This is a genomic window from Pseudomonas sp. AP42, from assembly GCF_001728935.1.
Lineage (GTDB): Bacteria > Pseudomonadota > Gammaproteobacteria > Pseudomonadales > Pseudomonadaceae > Aquipseudomonas > Aquipseudomonas lactis.
The window spans coordinates 1-15,515 of record NZ_LYSO01000134.1 but is presented as its reverse complement, the minus strand read 5'-3'; the positions used below and the strand labels follow the sequence as shown (position 1 = coordinate 15,515).

The following is a 15,515-nucleotide window of genomic DNA, read 5'->3' as shown; positions in this document are numbered from 1 at the left end:
GCAAGAGCGGCTCGCTTCGCATCGTGGTTACCGTTGAGCGCTACAGAGTTGTGTAGATACCGATGCTGCGATGGCGGCCTGACAGCCTACGCCTATCTACCTGGCACCCCGTGATCCAACTGTGGGAGCTGGCTTGCCTGCGATGACGGCCTCCCAGTCGACACCTATCTACCTGACACCCTGCGGTTAAACTTGTGGGAGCGGGCTTGCTCGCGAAGGCGGCCTGACAGCCTACGCATGCCTACCTGACGGGCCAAGATCGTCTACCACGACAAAGTTGTGTAGATATCTACGGACTTATCGTGCTTGTTGGAAATCAATTTCCAAGAATCAAAGCCATCTGGTTGAACGCCAACGGTTAAGCCCCCTCCGATTTCAGCTGCCCACCTTATTCAACACAGTCTTGACCTGTTCCGGCGTGGCCTCATTTTTGTTCACAGCACTGGCATACCCTTTTACGACACCCCAGATATTTCCCCGCGCAGCACTGGCGAGTGCTTGATCAAAACCATCGACCCGGGTTTTGTCAAAACCATCCTTGGCCCCCTTGAGGGCCCCGACCACCCCCTGGTCTGCATTGCCGATGCCCAGAAGAATATTGCTGAGCCCTGGGATAAACCAGGTTCTCTTTCCAGCTGCGCTGGCAGCCCACTGCAGATTATCTTTGTTGGTGCCGTCGGCCTTCACATGGGTATCGCTGGTGCTATCCAGGCGGTGATCGTCGCGCAAGGCGTAATAACCCTGCTCCGTAAAATCTTTCCACATACCAGCCGGAGTTCCGCGCCGGGCATCACCGCTACGGGTGATTCCTTCAAGGTCGCCATTGCCATGGGCTTTGCCTCGATGTTCGCCGTCAGCCGATAAGGACGTATCAATATAGTTGAGCACCCGTGCAACGTTGAAGGCAGCATCCGCTCGTGCTTCAGGGGCTTTGTTATTGCTCGTCCAATCACCCAGAAGTTTATAGGCCAATGGACGATTAATATCTTTTTGATGACCGAGTTTTTTGAGGATCGGATTGTCGTTGATGATTTGTTCCGCAATGCGGTTATCACCCGGTGGACGGCCCGTGGCAAATTCCGGCTTTCGGCTCACATCCTGCTCAGGTTTCTCAATACCTTGCATTTGTTTATGTTCTTGGGCGATCTGCTCGCGCTGCGAGCCGGTTAACTGGCGTTTATCCCAGTCGTGACTGGGAGGCGCAGAACTCCAGACACTGGAAAAAACATTCGCTGCCACAATCGATGCCATCATAGGTAAGTCACTCGCTTATATCGTTATAAATTCCCTCTTGATAAAAGTGTCCTTACTTTCCCGATGCCCGGTCACAACCAGACACCCAATGAGTGGTGTCGGGGGCGTCATACGTTCCTCTATCAAGCTGATAGATATTTTGTCTGTACAAATAAGCCGAAGTATAAAAAAACGACTGGGAGATCAATCCTTGTCCGTGCTTTGACGACAGGTGCAGAATGGGCAATCGACCTGAAGAGTCCGAACCCAAGGAAACCGTATGAGCCTGTCCTTGTTAAGCCGCTACGCCTTCTTCGCTGTGTGTGTCATTTTCACCCTCGCCAGCCTCCCCTTTATCGAACATGAATGGCTGTGGCCGATCACGATAGTCACCGGTGTACTCAGCCTGATCGGCATTTTCGACCTGCTGCAAACGCCCCACGCGGTGCGCCGTAACTACCCGATCCTGGGCAATATCCGCTACCTGGTGGAAACCATTCGCCCGGAAATCCGCCAGTACCTGCTGGAGTCCGACAGCGACGCCCTGCCCTTCTCCCGTGCCCAGCGCTCGCTGGTGTATTCGCGGGCTAAAAACGAAACAGCAGACAAACCTTTCGGCACCCTGATTGACGTGTACCAGTCAGGCTTCGAATTTATCGGTCACTCCATGCGCCCTGCGCCCCTGAGCGACCCCAGCAGCTTTCGCGTGATGGTCGGCGGCCCGCAGTGCACGCAGCCGTACTCGGCGTCGGTGTTCAATATCTCGGCGATGAGCTTCGGCTCGTTGAGCGCCAACGCGATCCGCGCACTCAACCACGGCGCCAAGCTCGGCAACTTTGCCCACGACACCGGCGAAGGCAGCATCAGCCCCTACCACCGAGAAAACGGCGGCGACCTCACCTGGGAACTGGGCAGCGGTTACTTCGGCTGCCGCACAAGCGACGGCCGTTTCGACCCCGAACGCTTCGCCGTGCAGGCCCAGAACCCGCAAGTGCGCATGATCGAAATCAAGATGAGCCAAGGCGCCAAGCCCGGCCATGGCGGAATTCTGCCCAAGCACAAGGTCACCCAGGAAATCGCCGACACCCGCGGCATCATGATGGGTGAAGACTGCATCTCGCCGTCGCGCCACAGCGCGTTCTCCACACCAATCGAGCTGATGCAGTTCATCGCCCAGTTGCGTGAACTGTCCGGTGGCAAACCGGTTGGCTTCAAGTTCTGCCTAGGCCACCCGTGGGAGTTCATGGGCATTGCCAAGGCCATGCTCGAAACCGGCATCCTTCCGGACTTTATCGTGGTCGACGGCAAGGAAGGCGGCACCGGCGCCGCGCCGGTGGAGTTCACCGACCATATCGGCGTGCCGCTGCGCGAGGGCTTGCTGTTTGTGCACAACACCCTGGTGGGCCTGAACCTGCGCGACAAGATCAAGCTCGGCGCCAGCGGCAAGATCGTCAGCGCCTTCGACATCGCCAGCGTCCTGGCCATCGGCGCCGACTGGGCCAACTCGGCACGCGGCTTTATGTTCGCCATTGGCTGCATTCAGTCTCAGTCATGCCACACCAACAAATGCCCGACCGGCGTGGCGACTCAAGACCCGCTGCGTCAACGCGCCCTGGTGGTGCCGGACAAGGCCCAGCGCGTATTCAACTTCCACCGCAACACCCTGCACGCCCTGGCAGAAATGCTCGCCGCCGCAGGGCTGGAGCATCCGTCGCAATTGTCGGCCAAGCACTTGGTACGGCGCATGTCGGCGACTGAGATCAAGCTGTTTTCACAGCTGCATGTGTTCTTGAAGCCCGGCGAGTTGCTCACTGGGGAGGTGAACGGCGAGTTTTATTCGCGGATGTGGCAGATGGCCCGGGCGGATAGTTTTGAGCCCCATGAAATCGCTGCGGCCTAAAGGACACCTAGCATGTTGAAAGTCATCGCTGAAGACTTTATCAAGCCCGAACATCTGGAAACCGTGCGCCCGTGGTACGCCGAACTGGTGGAAAAAACCCGCCAGGAACCGCTGTGCATCGCCTACGAGCTGTTTGTCGATCAAAAAGACCCTGGGCACTTCGTCTTCATCGAACAGTGGCCCGATCAGGCAGCCCTGGATGCGCATTGCCAGACCGAGCACTTCACCCGTTTGGTACCGCAGATCAATGCGTATCAAGCCAAACCGTGCAGGGTCTTGCTGATGGACGCTTTCTGAGAATACCCCGCTTGTCTGAAACGGGTGCGCACTGTCAATTCTGACAGTAGATGATTTTGCTCTGATGCAAAACACTTGAAGGCATCAACCTTACCCATGGACGGGTGAACCATGCCTATACATGTTGCTTCATTGCTGCTCGCCTGCCTCCCACTGCTGGCGCTAGCCCAAGACGATCCGGTTGAACGCTTGCTGGCGCAAATGACCCTTGAAGAAAAAATTGGCCAGCTCAGCCAACTTGGCATCCAGGCTACGCCCACCGGCCCCGCCATTGATCAAGGCACGCAAACACAGATGCCCGTCACCCTGGTGGGGTCGGTACTGGGGGCGAATACCGCGCAACAGACCCGCCAGTTGCAAGAACAGGTGGTCAACGGCTCTCGCCTGCATATCCCCTTGTTATTCGCCTATGACGTACTGCACGGTTTTCGGACGGTGTTTCCAGTGCCATTGGCGCAAGCCTCGGCCTGGGACCCGGACCTGGCACAACGAACCGCACGCGCGGCAGCCGTAGAAGCCACCGCCAGTGGCGTGCATTGGACCTTTGCGCCCATGGTCGATGTTACCCGTGACCCGCGCTGGGGGCGCGTGGTGGAAGGCGCAGGTGAAGATCCGTTTCTGGGTTCTGCACTGGCTGCTGCCCTCGTGCATGGCTTTCAGGGCGCAGGTGCCCCTGATGTCTCTTCGATGCTTGCGACGGCAAAACATTTCGTGGCCTACGGCGCTGCCGAAGGCGGTCGAGACTATAACGTTGCCGACCTGTCGGAACGTACCTTGAGAGAAGTGTACTTACCTCCCTTCCAGGCCGCCGTCGCGGCCGGTGTCGATGCAATCATGCCGTCCTTCAACGAGTTGGCCGGCAGTCCCATGCACAGCCATACCGCCCTGCTGACCGGTCTGTTGCGCAAACAATGGGGGTTTACCGGCTTGCTGGTCAGTGATTTCAATGCTGTCTGGGAACTGGGCCCGCAAGGCATTGCCGCCACGGCGGCCGACACCGCACGGCTGGCGTTCACTGCCGGGGTGGATATCGAGATGGCCAGTCAATCCTATCGCCAACACCTGCCGACGCTGGTGCGCAACGGTCAGGTGTCGCGCAAAAGCGTTGACGACGCCGTGCGTCGGGTACTCAAGACGAAGCAACGCCTGGGGCTGTTCGATGACCCCTATCGGTACAGCGACGAAGCCCGCGAGCGGGCCAGCCAGCTCACGCCACAACACCGCGCCCTGGCTCGAGAAGCGGCGCAAAAATCCATCGTCTTACTGAAAAACAGCGGCGCATTGCTGCCGCTTTACAAACAGCCGGGCAAGGTCTTGGTTGTCGGCAGCCTCGCTTCGGACGCCAGCGCCACGATCGGCCCATGGGCCGGGGCCGGACGCGCCGAAGAGTCCGTCACTGTGCTGCAAGGTCTACGCAATGCAGTCGCACCTGGCAGCGAGATTGTTTACCTGCCCGGCGCCTCGCCCAGCAGCCCGCATGTCCAGGACATCAAGCAGGTCGAACACACGGCGCGTGAAAGCGACCTGATCATCGCCGTGCTCGGAGAAACCGCAGAACAGAGCGGCGAAGCCCATAGTCGCGCCGAACTCGGCCTGCCGGGTGGGCAGAATGCGCTGCTAAGCACATTGCTGAACACAGGAAAGCCGCTGGTCATCGTCCTGATGAACGGCCGCCCGCTGGTGCTCGATGAGTCAATCCAACAAGCGCCTGCCTTGCTCGAAACCTGGTTCCTGGGCAGCGAGACCGGGAATGCCGTGGCCGATGTGCTCTTTGGTGACGTTAACCCCAGCGGCAAGCTGCCAATGACGTTCCCACGTCATGTGGGCCAGATACCGATTTACTACGCGCATAAAAATACCGGCCGCCCACCCAGCGGTGATGGGAGTTACGCATCCGCCTACATTGATGTGCCCTGGACACCCCTGTATCCGTTTGGCTTCGGCTTGAGCTACACCTCCTTCGTCTACTCCTCTCCTCGCCTGAGTAGCCCTCGACTGACCTCCACCCAGACGCTGGAGGTTGAAGTCACCGTCACCAATACCGGCAAACGCGCCGGTGATGAAATCGTCCAGTTGTACCTGCGCGATGATGTTGCCAGCGTCACCCGACCAGTGCGCCGGTTACGGGGTTTTCGCAAAATTCATTTAGCACCGGGCGAAAGCCGCAGCGTCAGCTTTTCCCTGGGCCAACAGGACTTTGCCTTGCTCGACGAGCATTTTTCGCCGAAGGTCGAGGCCGGCAGTTTTACCGTCTTCGTTGGGCCGGATTCGACGACTACCAACCAGGCGCATTTCGAGGTGAGCGATACGCGCGGGTTGCCTATTGCGGGGCAGTCTGCCTCAAGGGCGTTGCCCCACTGAATATACCTACAAGTGCCGATGTGGGTGATGGAGACCAAGCTGTTCACGTAGTCGCCTGTGCTCTTAAAGCTCGGCGACTTACTCACGGGGTGAAGTGAACAGCAAGTTCTATTCGTACATGTGGCAGATGGCGCGGGCGGATAATTTTAGTCAACATGAACAGGCGCCGGAAACGGCACCATTCAAACCCACTCCCCTTAATACTCAACTTCAGGATTAAAGACGTTACAGACAACTATCGGCCACAGGACAGATGGCGACAAGCTGCACTTTATCTTTACCTATCCGTTGGGTACTGAGCAGTTTCCAATGCTTGGGAATTTTAAGTGTCAAGGTACCACCACCCTGCTCATCAACCAACCAGAGTCGACCTGACTCGGTCCTTAAAGACTCGAGATTTTCCACATAAACCTCGTCGGCCTTGTCTTGAAGCAACGTGGAAATTTGATATCCGTTAGGGCGCCCAGAGCTTCCATCTGTATGGGGCGGCGTGTACTCCATGGGCAGGCGCTGTAAACGATTGTAATAGACCATCGATAAATGCATGAAAGACTGCAACACCAACACACCGTCACCCGGCTGCGCAGTGCTATTGACATACTCAGCCAACTCCCCAAGTTGGTTGGTCTCCCAACATTCTTCGCAAAGCTTGTTATACACATGCCACAGGCCGAGCAACTCAACGACCACGAATAGTAGAACACCAACACCAAAAGCGATATTGCTTCGCCCCAATAGACGATCAAGCATTACAGCTATCACAAGAGGCAGCGCAAGCATGGCAAAAAACAAATATCGCGGATAAAACATAGGGTGAATCAATGACACCAATGCAATGACAACCACTGGACACCACACATAGACAACTAATAACACGCTATTTCTACCAACACTTTTGTCCATTACCCAAATGGCTATCGACCCCGCCCATACCATTAACGCCAGACCGTAAATCATCCAATCAGGCAGTGAAGCACCCTCGCTATAATGGAGAAAGAACCCAACTAAATCGACGACTTCATCGACACTCACTTCTGGCACCCAATCGACCGCAGAGTATCTCATTTGATTCAGAAGACTTGGCACCCAAGGCAAAAAACATAATACAATCAAAATATTGGCCAGCCACCAACCGCTGTTCTTTATATATTTATACCGCCCTGAACGCCACGTGGACTGCAAAACCAAATAAGTCCAATGAGAAAACATACACAAAGCCGCAAAATAATGAGTATAGAGCCCAGCAACCATCAAACCCGTATACACCAGCAATATACGTTTATTTTCTGGCTGCTTTAGCCAATAAACAAACGCAATTGTAGCGCCCAACATCAGCGCACCCAAGAGTGAATACATACGAACTTCCTGACTATAACGAACGGCACCCGGAAAAATCGCCAGAAGCACACCAGCCACTATTACAGCTCGCGGCGACATCAACAATCGAGCTAACCATATACCCAACACAACCGACGCCATACCAAAAAACAAACTTAAACTACGAACTGAAAACACACCTTCACCAAAAATATTGATCCACCCATGCAGTATCAAATAATAAAGTGGCGGATGAACATCTCGTGCAGTATGGAATAAAATCTCAGAAACCGACTTCACGCTCAGTAATACACTAAAGGCTTCATCCAGCCATATACCTGTTGTCGTCAGATTATAGAACCGAGCAATCGCCGCAACAAAAAAAACGACAAACCAAACCAATGAGCTCTTCCACAGTGCACCTTTCATGAGGCTATTATAAATATTACGTCCACTGCTTTCAGATGAGCTCATCAAATACCTCACTTACCTTCACTATTTTTGCAATCACATACCGCGGCCGATGCTTCGCCTCCATATAAATCCGTCCTACGTACTCCCCCAATATCCCGATCCCAATGAGTTGCACCCCTCCCAAAAACAAAATAGCCGTCATCAACGACGGATACCCCGGCACATCGTTTCCAAACAACACTTTGTCAACAATCAAAAAACCCGCATACATCAACGCCACCAGCGAAATAAATCCCCCTATATAGCTCCATAACCGCAGCGGCAACGTGCTGAACGACGTGATGCCATCCAGCGCCAGGTTCCACAGTTTCCAACCATTGAACTTGCTCTGCCCCGCCGCTCTGGGCGCGCGGTCGTATTCAACGATGGCAACCGTGAACCCTGCCCAGGACAACACGCCTTTCATGAATAACTGCTGCTCGGGCAGGGTCTTGATCACGTCGACCACCTTGCGGTCCATCAACCGGAAGTCACCGACGTTCTCCTCGATATGGGTGTAGGCGATACGATTGAGCAGGCGATAAAACAGGGATGCGCTGTGGCGCTTGAGGTAGCCGTCGCTGGTTCGATCCCTGCGCTTGGCCAACACCACATCGGCCCCTTTTTGCCATTCAGCGACCAGCTGGGGCACTACCTCGACCGGGTCTTGCAAGTCCACATCCATGGGCACCACCGCGTCGCCCGTGGCATATTCCAGCCCCGCGAACAAGGCAGCTTCCTTGCCGAAATTACGTGAGAAGTTGATCAGCATCACGTCGCTGTCGGCCATGGCAAGCGCCTGGGCATGTTCGGCGGTGCGGTCGGTACTGCCGTCGTTGATAAATACAATTTCGACCGCATGCTCGCGCAACAAGGGCTCATGCCGAATCGCGCGGTAAAACGCGCGCACCGTTTGTTCCTCGTTGAACAGCGGCACCACCAGCGAGATTTTCATTGTCCACGCTCGCGAAACACCACCCAGCGCGACAGCAAAAAACCGCACACCAGGCTGACCAGCGAAAACACCAGCACAGTGATAATCCCTGGCATACGCAGATGGTCGCCCAACCATCCCACAGCCAGGCTCAAGCCACCCATGCATGTCATGAACATCAAGTAGCGGCCCCAGGAAACGGGGCTATCAAACGTAAAGAGGGCATTGATGTAAAACGAGAAGGAGGCTGCCACACAGAACGCCAGCAAATTACTCAGCGCCTGATTCAACTCAAACCCTGCCCGGAACATGAAAAACAGCTGCCAATGGATCACCGTATTGGCGATACCGATCAGCGTGTAGCTGGAAAATCCTTTCCAGAGTCGAGTCATGTTTCAGTCCTGTGCGGCTACGCCAAGCAAGCCACGACCGCCCAACGCCGTCTACTGTCAACCTTGACAGGTACGCCCCAAGCGCAATTGAGACATTCAGCAATACCCAGCCTTTGCAATTGCTTACAAATACCGCCAACCTGCGCCCGCCCGACGTGCGGCGACGCCCGCGCTCACCTATCGTCATTCAACTACTTGTTCAAGAGCCCGCTGCCATGCTGAACGGACGCGACCCGCGCATCGATTTTTTTCGGGGCCTGGCATTGATCTTCATTTTCTGGGATCACGTGCCCCACAACCCCTTGGCCAATGTCACCGTGCAGAACTTCGGGTTCAGTGACGCCGCGGAAATCTTCGTATTCCTGGCCGGCTATGCAGCCGTGTTGGCCTACGGCAAGATCCTGCAGCGCGATGGCTATTTCATTGCCTGCCTGAAAATCCTGCGCCGGGTGTGGACGCTCTACGTGGTGCACATTTTCCTGCTGGCGCTGTTGATGGGCATCGTGATTTTCGCCAACAGTCATATCGAAACCCGCGACCTGGTGCAGGAGATGGGCCTGGAGTATTTCCTCAACAATACCCAACAGGCCTTGGTCGATGAGTTGCTGCTGCGCTTCAAACCCAACCTGACCGACCCGCTGCCGCTGTATATCGTGCTGATTCTCAGCCTGCCCATTACGCTGCCGTTACTGTTGCGTGCGCCCACGATCACCGTGGCGATCTCGCTGGCCGTATACCTGCTGGCGCCATGGCAGGGCTGGAACCTGCCGGCCAGCAACGGCGGCGTCTGGTACTTCAACCCCATCACCTGGCAGTGCCTGTTTATCCTCGGCGGCGCAGCGGCCTTGCGTTCGACGCCCCCTACCGAACGACGGCCACTGCTTCGTCAACCGTTGTTCATAGCGGCTGCGGCGTATGTGCTGACGACCTGCGCGATCACCCTCTCCTGGCGCTGGCCCGAGTTGCACGACGCCTGGATGCCGCGCGTAATTGGCGAATGGCTGTACCCCATCAGCAAGACCGACCTGTCACCGGTGCGCTTGCTGCACTTTCTGGCCCTGGCCTACGTCACCGCCAAATTGCTCCCCGGTGTCGGCTGGACGCAACACGGGCTGGCGCGACAACTGGTGCGGATGGGACGCTACTCCCTGGAGGTGTTTTGCCTGGGTGTGGTGCTGGCGCCGTTGGCGGACATGGTCAATGCCCTGACCGGCGATACCTTCGCCATGCAGGTATTCACCGCCCTGGTGGGGGCCGCCGTGATGAGCTTGTTTGCCGCGTGGCTGGAGTTCAACAAGCAATTGGACCAGCGGCGAGCCACCTCGCCCCAGTCTCCCGCTACATAATTAGCGCCTGGCCCATCCACCGGGGTGTTTCCATTTCTGTCTATTTAAGCAGTGAAAGGGCAGCCAACAAGCCTGCCCTCCTCGACAGGAAACCCACGGATGACCCCGCTGATTCTGAGCAAAAGCCTGCGCCAGGATGGCGACAAGCTGATGACCACTGCCTTGATCGAACATCTCAAGGCATCCCACTCCACGCCCTCCGAGACACTACCGATCCCCGCACAATGCTCGCTGGGCAACTGGTGGCAGGTGTACCGCCAAGCGTTGGAGCGTCCACAATTCCTGGACTGGGCCCAACGGCAGTCGCTGAACCTGGCCGACCTCACAGTACGCAACGGCACACTGCATACCCAAGGCAAAACCTTCACCCTTGACGACCAGAGTGATTGGTACCGGCTCGCTCCGCCGGTCCTGGCCATTGCCCAGGTGCTCGACCCCGACGCGCTGGGGCTGCCCGTTCCCGGCGAACACCTGGCATTGAGCGTTCGGCACATCCTGCGGTTTTACGGTTACCCACAGCCAAACACCCGTGCCCAACGAGCTACAGTGATAGATGCCCTGAGCCACCTCAAATCGTTTTTCTCGCGTGCTCAATCCCCTCTGTCAGAAGCGTTCCAGCAGTTGGAACAGGACCGTCAGACAGTGGCGCAACAGTTGCTGGCCGGGATCACTGTGCAGGATGAGGACGACCGGCCATTCAGCCTGTTCACTCTATACCGCACCCGATGCTGGCTGACCTCACGCTCGTTCTGGGCGAGGAGCATGGAAGCCGCCGCTGCTTTGCTCCAGGGCATTACCGCACATCCACAGTTCCTGGCCCTGGATCAAACCCAGGACCTGGTCCCAGGGCACTATTTTTTTGATGTCAGCCGACAGTCGATCAAAGGGGCGGGGCCCAGTGGTACGCCGCTCGAAATCCACTACGAGCAACTGGCACAGCTGCCTCTGGAAGGCGCTCTTGAACGTTTGCAAGACCTCGCAAACGCCATGCAACTGTCCATCTCCCTGGATGGAAAATTCAACCTGGCTCAACTGCTCACCTTGCATGAACTGCCTTTGCCCGATACCCGCGAAGCGGCCTGGGACCTGATAGAACAATTACGCATCCCGTCCCCCATCAACGTTCCGCCGATAGACGACCAGGCCGATTCCGACATGGCCATACAGGTGCATCGGCAATGGTTCACCGCGGAACATGAGCGCGACAACCTGGCTAATGCCCAAGGCACCCAGCCCGAATGGGCCATGCCGGTAAAACCTCGCCTGGGCAATTACTGGGAAGGCTTGGGCCTGCCCCAACCCGGCGCCTTGACGCTTTCGGCCGAGCAACGCCTCACGGTGATGAACATCACCCGCAAGTTTCTGCCACAGCCCAATCAAGGGCTGCTCGAACTGTTGATCACCGACCCGTTACCCGGGCCACCTGATGAACAGTTGCAGCAGCTATTGGCCCACCCAACCGCGCAAAAACTGGCTGATCAATTGATCGATGCGCTGCAATGGTACGGTCATGCCCCTGGTCAGTTGGCCAACCGATCCAGTCGTGACACCTTGCTCCTGAGCGCTCTGATCCTGGATCTCGACCCCCAGGCCGGTCAGAGCCGCTACACCATCGTTGGCCTCAACCTCAATCAGAGTGACTGTTGGGGGCATCGCTATGCGGACCTTCGTCGCACAGTAGAACTGCACCTGATCGAGAGCGGTGTCGCCACTTCGCGCTCCACCGCACTGGCCGCGCACCTGTTGCTGGCAGGTATCGCCCCGGAGTTTCTGGTAGGTCAGCACCCAGACTCGCTCTACTTCATGACCTCCCATGCCTGGCTGCTTTTAAAACAAGGGGTGATGCTCGCAGAAGCGCTCGTCTGCGGCTCATCACGGCACCTGCGGTTCAGCGATATCGTAGCGCTCGCCACCCAGGAGCTGGACGCCGCCGAACAACCCCTGTGGCGTACTCACTACACCACCAGCACGTTGATTGACTGGGCTGTCGCACAAGGCCAACTGTCACCTGTGAATGAACACAGCACTTACAGCCTTCAGAGCATCAACACGCTTCAAAATACGCTCATAGAACGTGTCGACACGTTGGGGGCCGCGTCCAGCACCTTACGAACCCCCCTCATTACACGCCGCCGTATTGCGCTCAATGACCTGAAAAAAATATTCCGGGGAAACCGGCTACTGAAGAAGAAATGCCTGCGCTGGGCACAAGGGCCACAGCGCAGACCTTCTCACCTTCCAGCCCCCGGCGCACACCTGCAATCGCTGGTGGACCTGCACATGAGTGGCGCATTGCAGCCTTTGGCCGAGCAGTGGAATTCTGTAGACCCGGCGCTGGATTTGGCCGAAATGAAACAGCACTTTCGCCGCCTTGGCGACGTCAACACCTTGTTCAACGAAGCCAGCATCGCTCATGTCGCAAGGCTCAAAGAGGCCTACACCACCGTCATCCGCTACCTGCTCGCACAATTACCCTTGGCGGACCGCGTGCACTTGCAAAAGGCCGCCGTGCAACTGCTGGTGGTGAGGCGACCGGCGAACAAACCCCAGATCGAAGAACAACCGGGGGAGAAAATGGCCCGTACCGGCCGCTTCGGCGTGATCCTGCGCTGTGAGGCCTTGAACGGTCACCATGACTACGAACTGTTCCCGCTGTTGAACCTGGCGTATAAAAACCTCCGCCTTCCACACACTCTGGAGCTGGGAGGCACACCATTTACCATTCAGACTGGCAATGTCCACAGCACACAGCCGACCTCGCAGCTGCATATCGGCAGCTTGCTGGCCCTTGACGAAACAGCCTACCTGACCGGCAGCCCGCCCAGAGCAGATCAGTCTTCAAGCGTAATCATCGATCGGTTGTGGCGTGTCGAGGCCACAGAGGCCACCACTGAGGCGCTGACTTTCGATTCGCCAAGAGCCTTGACCCTGGCGAAGGCCATCGTCAATCAACACTTCTTCCAGGACATCGACACCCTGGTGGCACAAGCCAGAGGCTCAACCCTGCTGGAAGACCGGCAAAAGACTGCTGAAGCGGTGTACCAGGCTTTACTGGGCCTGATCCCGCTGTGGTCATGCACTCGGGACTTGGCCTCGGGCGATACCAAGCGCATGATCGAGGGCGGCTATGGATGCTTCTTCGATGTGTTTGGCCTGCTCGCACCCACCAAAGGTTTATTGCTCTCCAGCATCGCGCGTCTGGGGAAAGGCGCACCCGCCTACATCAAGCTGCTGCAACTGACCAAGCTCGGTGCCACGTACCTGAATGCAGTATTCAATCCTTTCGACAGCTTGCCGTCGTTACTACGCCTGGGCCGCCATGGCCTGGTACACCTGAATCAGGCCGGCATGCGTGCGTTGGAGGGAGCGGTCCGGCATACACGCCTGCGGCTGAACCCAGGCCCCACCGTTGACTACACCCGCCTGCTCAACAGCGCCGACATCGCACCGGCCACCCTGACGCGCGCCGATGGGATGGCGCAGGTGCTGGCGATAAAACGCTCCAGCGCCTGGTACGCCTTCGACCCTTTCAGCGCAAGACCTTACGGGCCGCCGCTTGCAGACCTGCGGCTGGACACGGCGATAACGGTCATCCCGCACCAATCGGTGGATGGCTATAAGGCCAGAATTACCGAACCGCTGTTCAAAAAACCACCGCTGCTGATTCAGCGTGCCCACGCCACAGACCTGCTGGACCAAAATCGTGTATGGCGCTTGCCCCACGAGGCACACACGCACATGGACGAACTCACCTCGCCGGTACATGCCTGGCACGTAGACACCTTCGATCACCTGTGTGCGATCCGCAGAAAAAAACGCAACCTCATCCCCATCGTTTGCTTCACCAAACGCCTGTATGAGTTTGCACATTCGATTCACTTGCGCCGGGTCCAGGCACTGGACCACGTTCGACTGATACCAGCCCCGGTGATCGACGGAAAAAAGCGCCAACTGGTCTATCACCGACGCATCCATGAAGTCACACCGCGCGTTACCGAGTTCGAACTGACACCCTTGCCTGCGTCGACGCCCCTGACCTACAAAACCAACGTCATCGGCAGACGCATTGATAACGAGCCCCAGTTCGGCCTGCCCGGTGACGATTTTGACAACGTGCTCAGCCGACAGACCCAGGTGGTGGAACTCAACGGCATCGTTGACGGCATCAACGACAGCCGTACCCTCAGAGCGCTGCTGGTCAGTGTGCCGGGCAAAGATCATTGGGTGGTCGAAGCCGATGTTGGCGTCTTTTACCGAGCGCCCGCAACAACCACAGGATCGAGCGTTGTGCACTTTGAACAACTGGATTACAGCGTTGGTGGCGAGCACGTCGTACTGATCGATGCCTTCGGTGAGCGCAAGAATCAGTTTTTGAAGGCAGCACAGCTCATACCCGACCAGCCGTTGGTGGCACTGCCGACGCTGGAAGTCCTGTATCGACAGTTAGCTCACCGTGGCTTCAGCGCCGAAAAAATTGCCCTCTTGCGTCAGCGTGTCAGCGGCCTTCGAACCATCAAGCAACGCGAGTTGCTGCTCAACCTCAGTGATCAAGGGCGCAGCCTGAACATCAACTTCGTATCCCGGCCTGTGCAGCTCGACATCTGGCCACCGCGGCCAGGCACGACGCCGCATCCCAGCCCCGCGCAAATCAATCGCTACCTGGCCGAACAAGCCAACGCCAGCACCGCGGCGCTGGTAGAGAGAACCCAGCTCAAGTCCGCCAATGTCCACGGGGCCACGCTGGATGAGCTGCGCCGGGTTCAAGAGGCACAATCGGTGGTGATGTGGGAGTACAGCAAGATCGGCCAGCCGAACTACACGGAGATCATCCTCAAGACCGGTGCCGGCAATTGCGACCAGATGGCCCATGTTGCCTGTGAAATGATTCGAACCAATGGCGGTACGGCTCAGGTCTGGGTCTGCCAGGTTCATACCTTTGTGGTGGTGGGCACGATCCCCACAGGCTTGAGCCAGACGCTGGACTTCCAGGAGACCGGGTGGGCCGATCTATGGATCAGCGACCCTTGGGCAGCCATCACTTGCCCGGCAAAGGACTACATGAGGACACTGGAGATCAAGATGATTACCTGGGACCTGGAAGATATCCTGGTGTTTTTCTACGACGGGAATGCCTATCGCTGGGAGCGGGCTAATCACCCGGACTGGTTGCGGTTGTTACTCACCACGACTAAAAACCCAAAGCCATAACCGTCGCGAGCAAGCACGCTACCCTGTCTCTGATCCGGTAACCACGATGCGAAGCGAGCCGCTCTTGATCTTGA

9 protein-coding genes are annotated in these 15,515 nt (G+C 57.1%); 5 read left to right on the top strand and 4 right to left on the bottom strand.

The genetic code is table 11. The features are described 5' to 3' along the window. Nucleotides 1–375: 375 nt before the first annotated feature. Nucleotides 376–1,254 carry a hypothetical protein gene (locus A7K61_RS27490; protein ID WP_256558065.1) on the bottom strand — a complete coding sequence of 293 codons (879 nt, stop codon included), beginning with the start codon at nucleotides 1,252–1,254 and terminating at the stop codon, nucleotides 376–378. 259 nt (nucleotides 1,255–1,513) lie between these two features. On the opposite strand from A7K61_RS27490, the gene A7K61_RS27485 reads away from it, so the two are divergent. From A7K61_RS27485 to A7K61_RS27475, 3 genes are all read left to right on the top strand, one after another. Beyond that, nucleotides 1,514–3,133, top strand: a complete 1,620-nt coding sequence (locus A7K61_RS27485) for an FMN-binding glutamate synthase family protein (RefSeq protein ID WP_044274709.1) — start codon at nucleotides 1,514–1,516, stop codon at nucleotides 3,131–3,133. 12 nt (nucleotides 3,134–3,145) lie between these two features. Beyond that, nucleotides 3,146–3,430 carry a putative quinol monooxygenase gene (locus A7K61_RS27480; protein WP_044274710.1) on the top strand — a complete coding sequence of 95 codons (285 nt, stop codon included), beginning with the start codon at nucleotides 3,146–3,148 and terminating at the stop codon, nucleotides 3,428–3,430. A gap of 111 nt (nucleotides 3,431–3,541) precedes the next feature. Beyond that, nucleotides 3,542–5,791, top strand: a complete 2,250-nt coding sequence (locus tag A7K61_RS27475) for a glycoside hydrolase family 3 N-terminal domain-containing protein (RefSeq protein WP_069558773.1) — start codon at nucleotides 3,542–3,544, stop codon at nucleotides 5,789–5,791. A gap of 225 nt (nucleotides 5,792–6,016) precedes the next feature. Here the strand turns inward: A7K61_RS27475 and A7K61_RS27470 are convergent, their stop codons facing one another. The 3 genes from A7K61_RS27470 to A7K61_RS27460 are packed head-to-tail and all read right to left on the bottom strand — an operon-like array spanning nucleotide 6,017 to nucleotide 8,887. Beyond that, on the bottom strand, nucleotides 6,017–7,582 hold the full coding sequence (locus tag A7K61_RS27470; RefSeq protein ID WP_083263132.1) for a glycosyltransferase family 39 protein: 1,566 nt from the start codon (nucleotides 7,580–7,582) through the stop codon (nucleotides 6,017–6,019). After that, nucleotides 7,569–8,516 (bottom strand): glycosyltransferase family 2 protein, encoded by a 948-nt coding sequence (locus A7K61_RS27465; RefSeq protein WP_044274713.1) that lies wholly within the window; start codon nucleotides 8,514–8,516, stop codon nucleotides 7,569–7,571. Before A7K61_RS27465 ends, A7K61_RS27470 begins: the two co-directional genes overlap by 14 nt. After that, entirely contained in the window at nucleotides 8,513–8,887 is a 375-nt protein-coding gene (locus tag A7K61_RS27460; protein WP_047712684.1) for a GtrA family protein, read from the bottom strand. Before A7K61_RS27460 ends, A7K61_RS27465 begins: the two co-directional genes overlap by 4 nt. Nucleotides 8,888–9,102: 215 nt before the next feature. Between A7K61_RS27460 and A7K61_RS27455 the strand changes: the two genes are divergently transcribed. Both A7K61_RS27455 and A7K61_RS27450 read left to right on the top strand, forming a co-directional pair. Further along, the gene (locus A7K61_RS27455) at nucleotides 9,103–10,233 is read left to right on the top strand and encodes an OpgC family protein (protein WP_069558771.1); all 1,131 of its coding nucleotides are present in this window, start codon (nucleotides 9,103–9,105) and stop codon (nucleotides 10,231–10,233) included. Nucleotides 10,234–10,332: 99 nt separating this feature from the next. Beyond that, nucleotides 10,333–15,441 carry a hypothetical protein gene (locus tag A7K61_RS27450; protein WP_069558770.1) on the top strand — a complete coding sequence of 1,703 codons (5,109 nt, stop codon included), beginning with the start codon at nucleotides 10,333–10,335 and terminating at the stop codon, nucleotides 15,439–15,441. Nucleotides 15,442–15,515: the final 74 nt, after the last annotated feature.

Excerpts from the sequence above, each read along its gene's own strand:
- A7K61_RS27490 (WP_256558065.1), bottom strand. The coding sequence starts at position 1,254 with ATGATGGCATCGATTGTGGCAGCGAATGTTTTTTCCAGTGTCTGGAGT.
- A7K61_RS27470 (WP_083263132.1), bottom strand. The coding sequence starts at position 7,582 with ATGAGCTCATCTGAAAGCAGTGGACGTAATATTTATAATAGCCTCATG.
- A7K61_RS27465 (WP_044274713.1), bottom strand. The coding sequence starts at position 8,516 with ATGAAAATCTCGCTGGTGGTGCCGCTGTTCAACGAGGAACAAACGGTG.
- A7K61_RS27475 (WP_069558773.1), top strand. The coding sequence starts at position 3,542 with ATGCCTATACATGTTGCTTCATTGCTGCTCGCCTGCCTCCCACTGCTG.
- A7K61_RS27455 (WP_069558771.1), top strand. The coding sequence starts at position 9,103 with ATGCTGAACGGACGCGACCCGCGCATCGATTTTTTTCGGGGCCTGGCA.
- A7K61_RS27480 (WP_044274710.1), top strand. The coding sequence starts at position 3,146 with ATGTTGAAAGTCATCGCTGAAGACTTTATCAAGCCCGAACATCTGGAA.
- A7K61_RS27460 (WP_047712684.1), bottom strand. The coding sequence starts at position 8,887 with ATGACTCGACTCTGGAAAGGATTTTCCAGCTACACGCTGATCGGTATC.
- A7K61_RS27450 (WP_069558770.1), top strand. The coding sequence starts at position 10,333 with ATGACCCCGCTGATTCTGAGCAAAAGCCTGCGCCAGGATGGCGACAAG.
- A7K61_RS27485 (WP_044274709.1), top strand. The coding sequence starts at position 1,514 with ATGAGCCTGTCCTTGTTAAGCCGCTACGCCTTCTTCGCTGTGTGTGTC.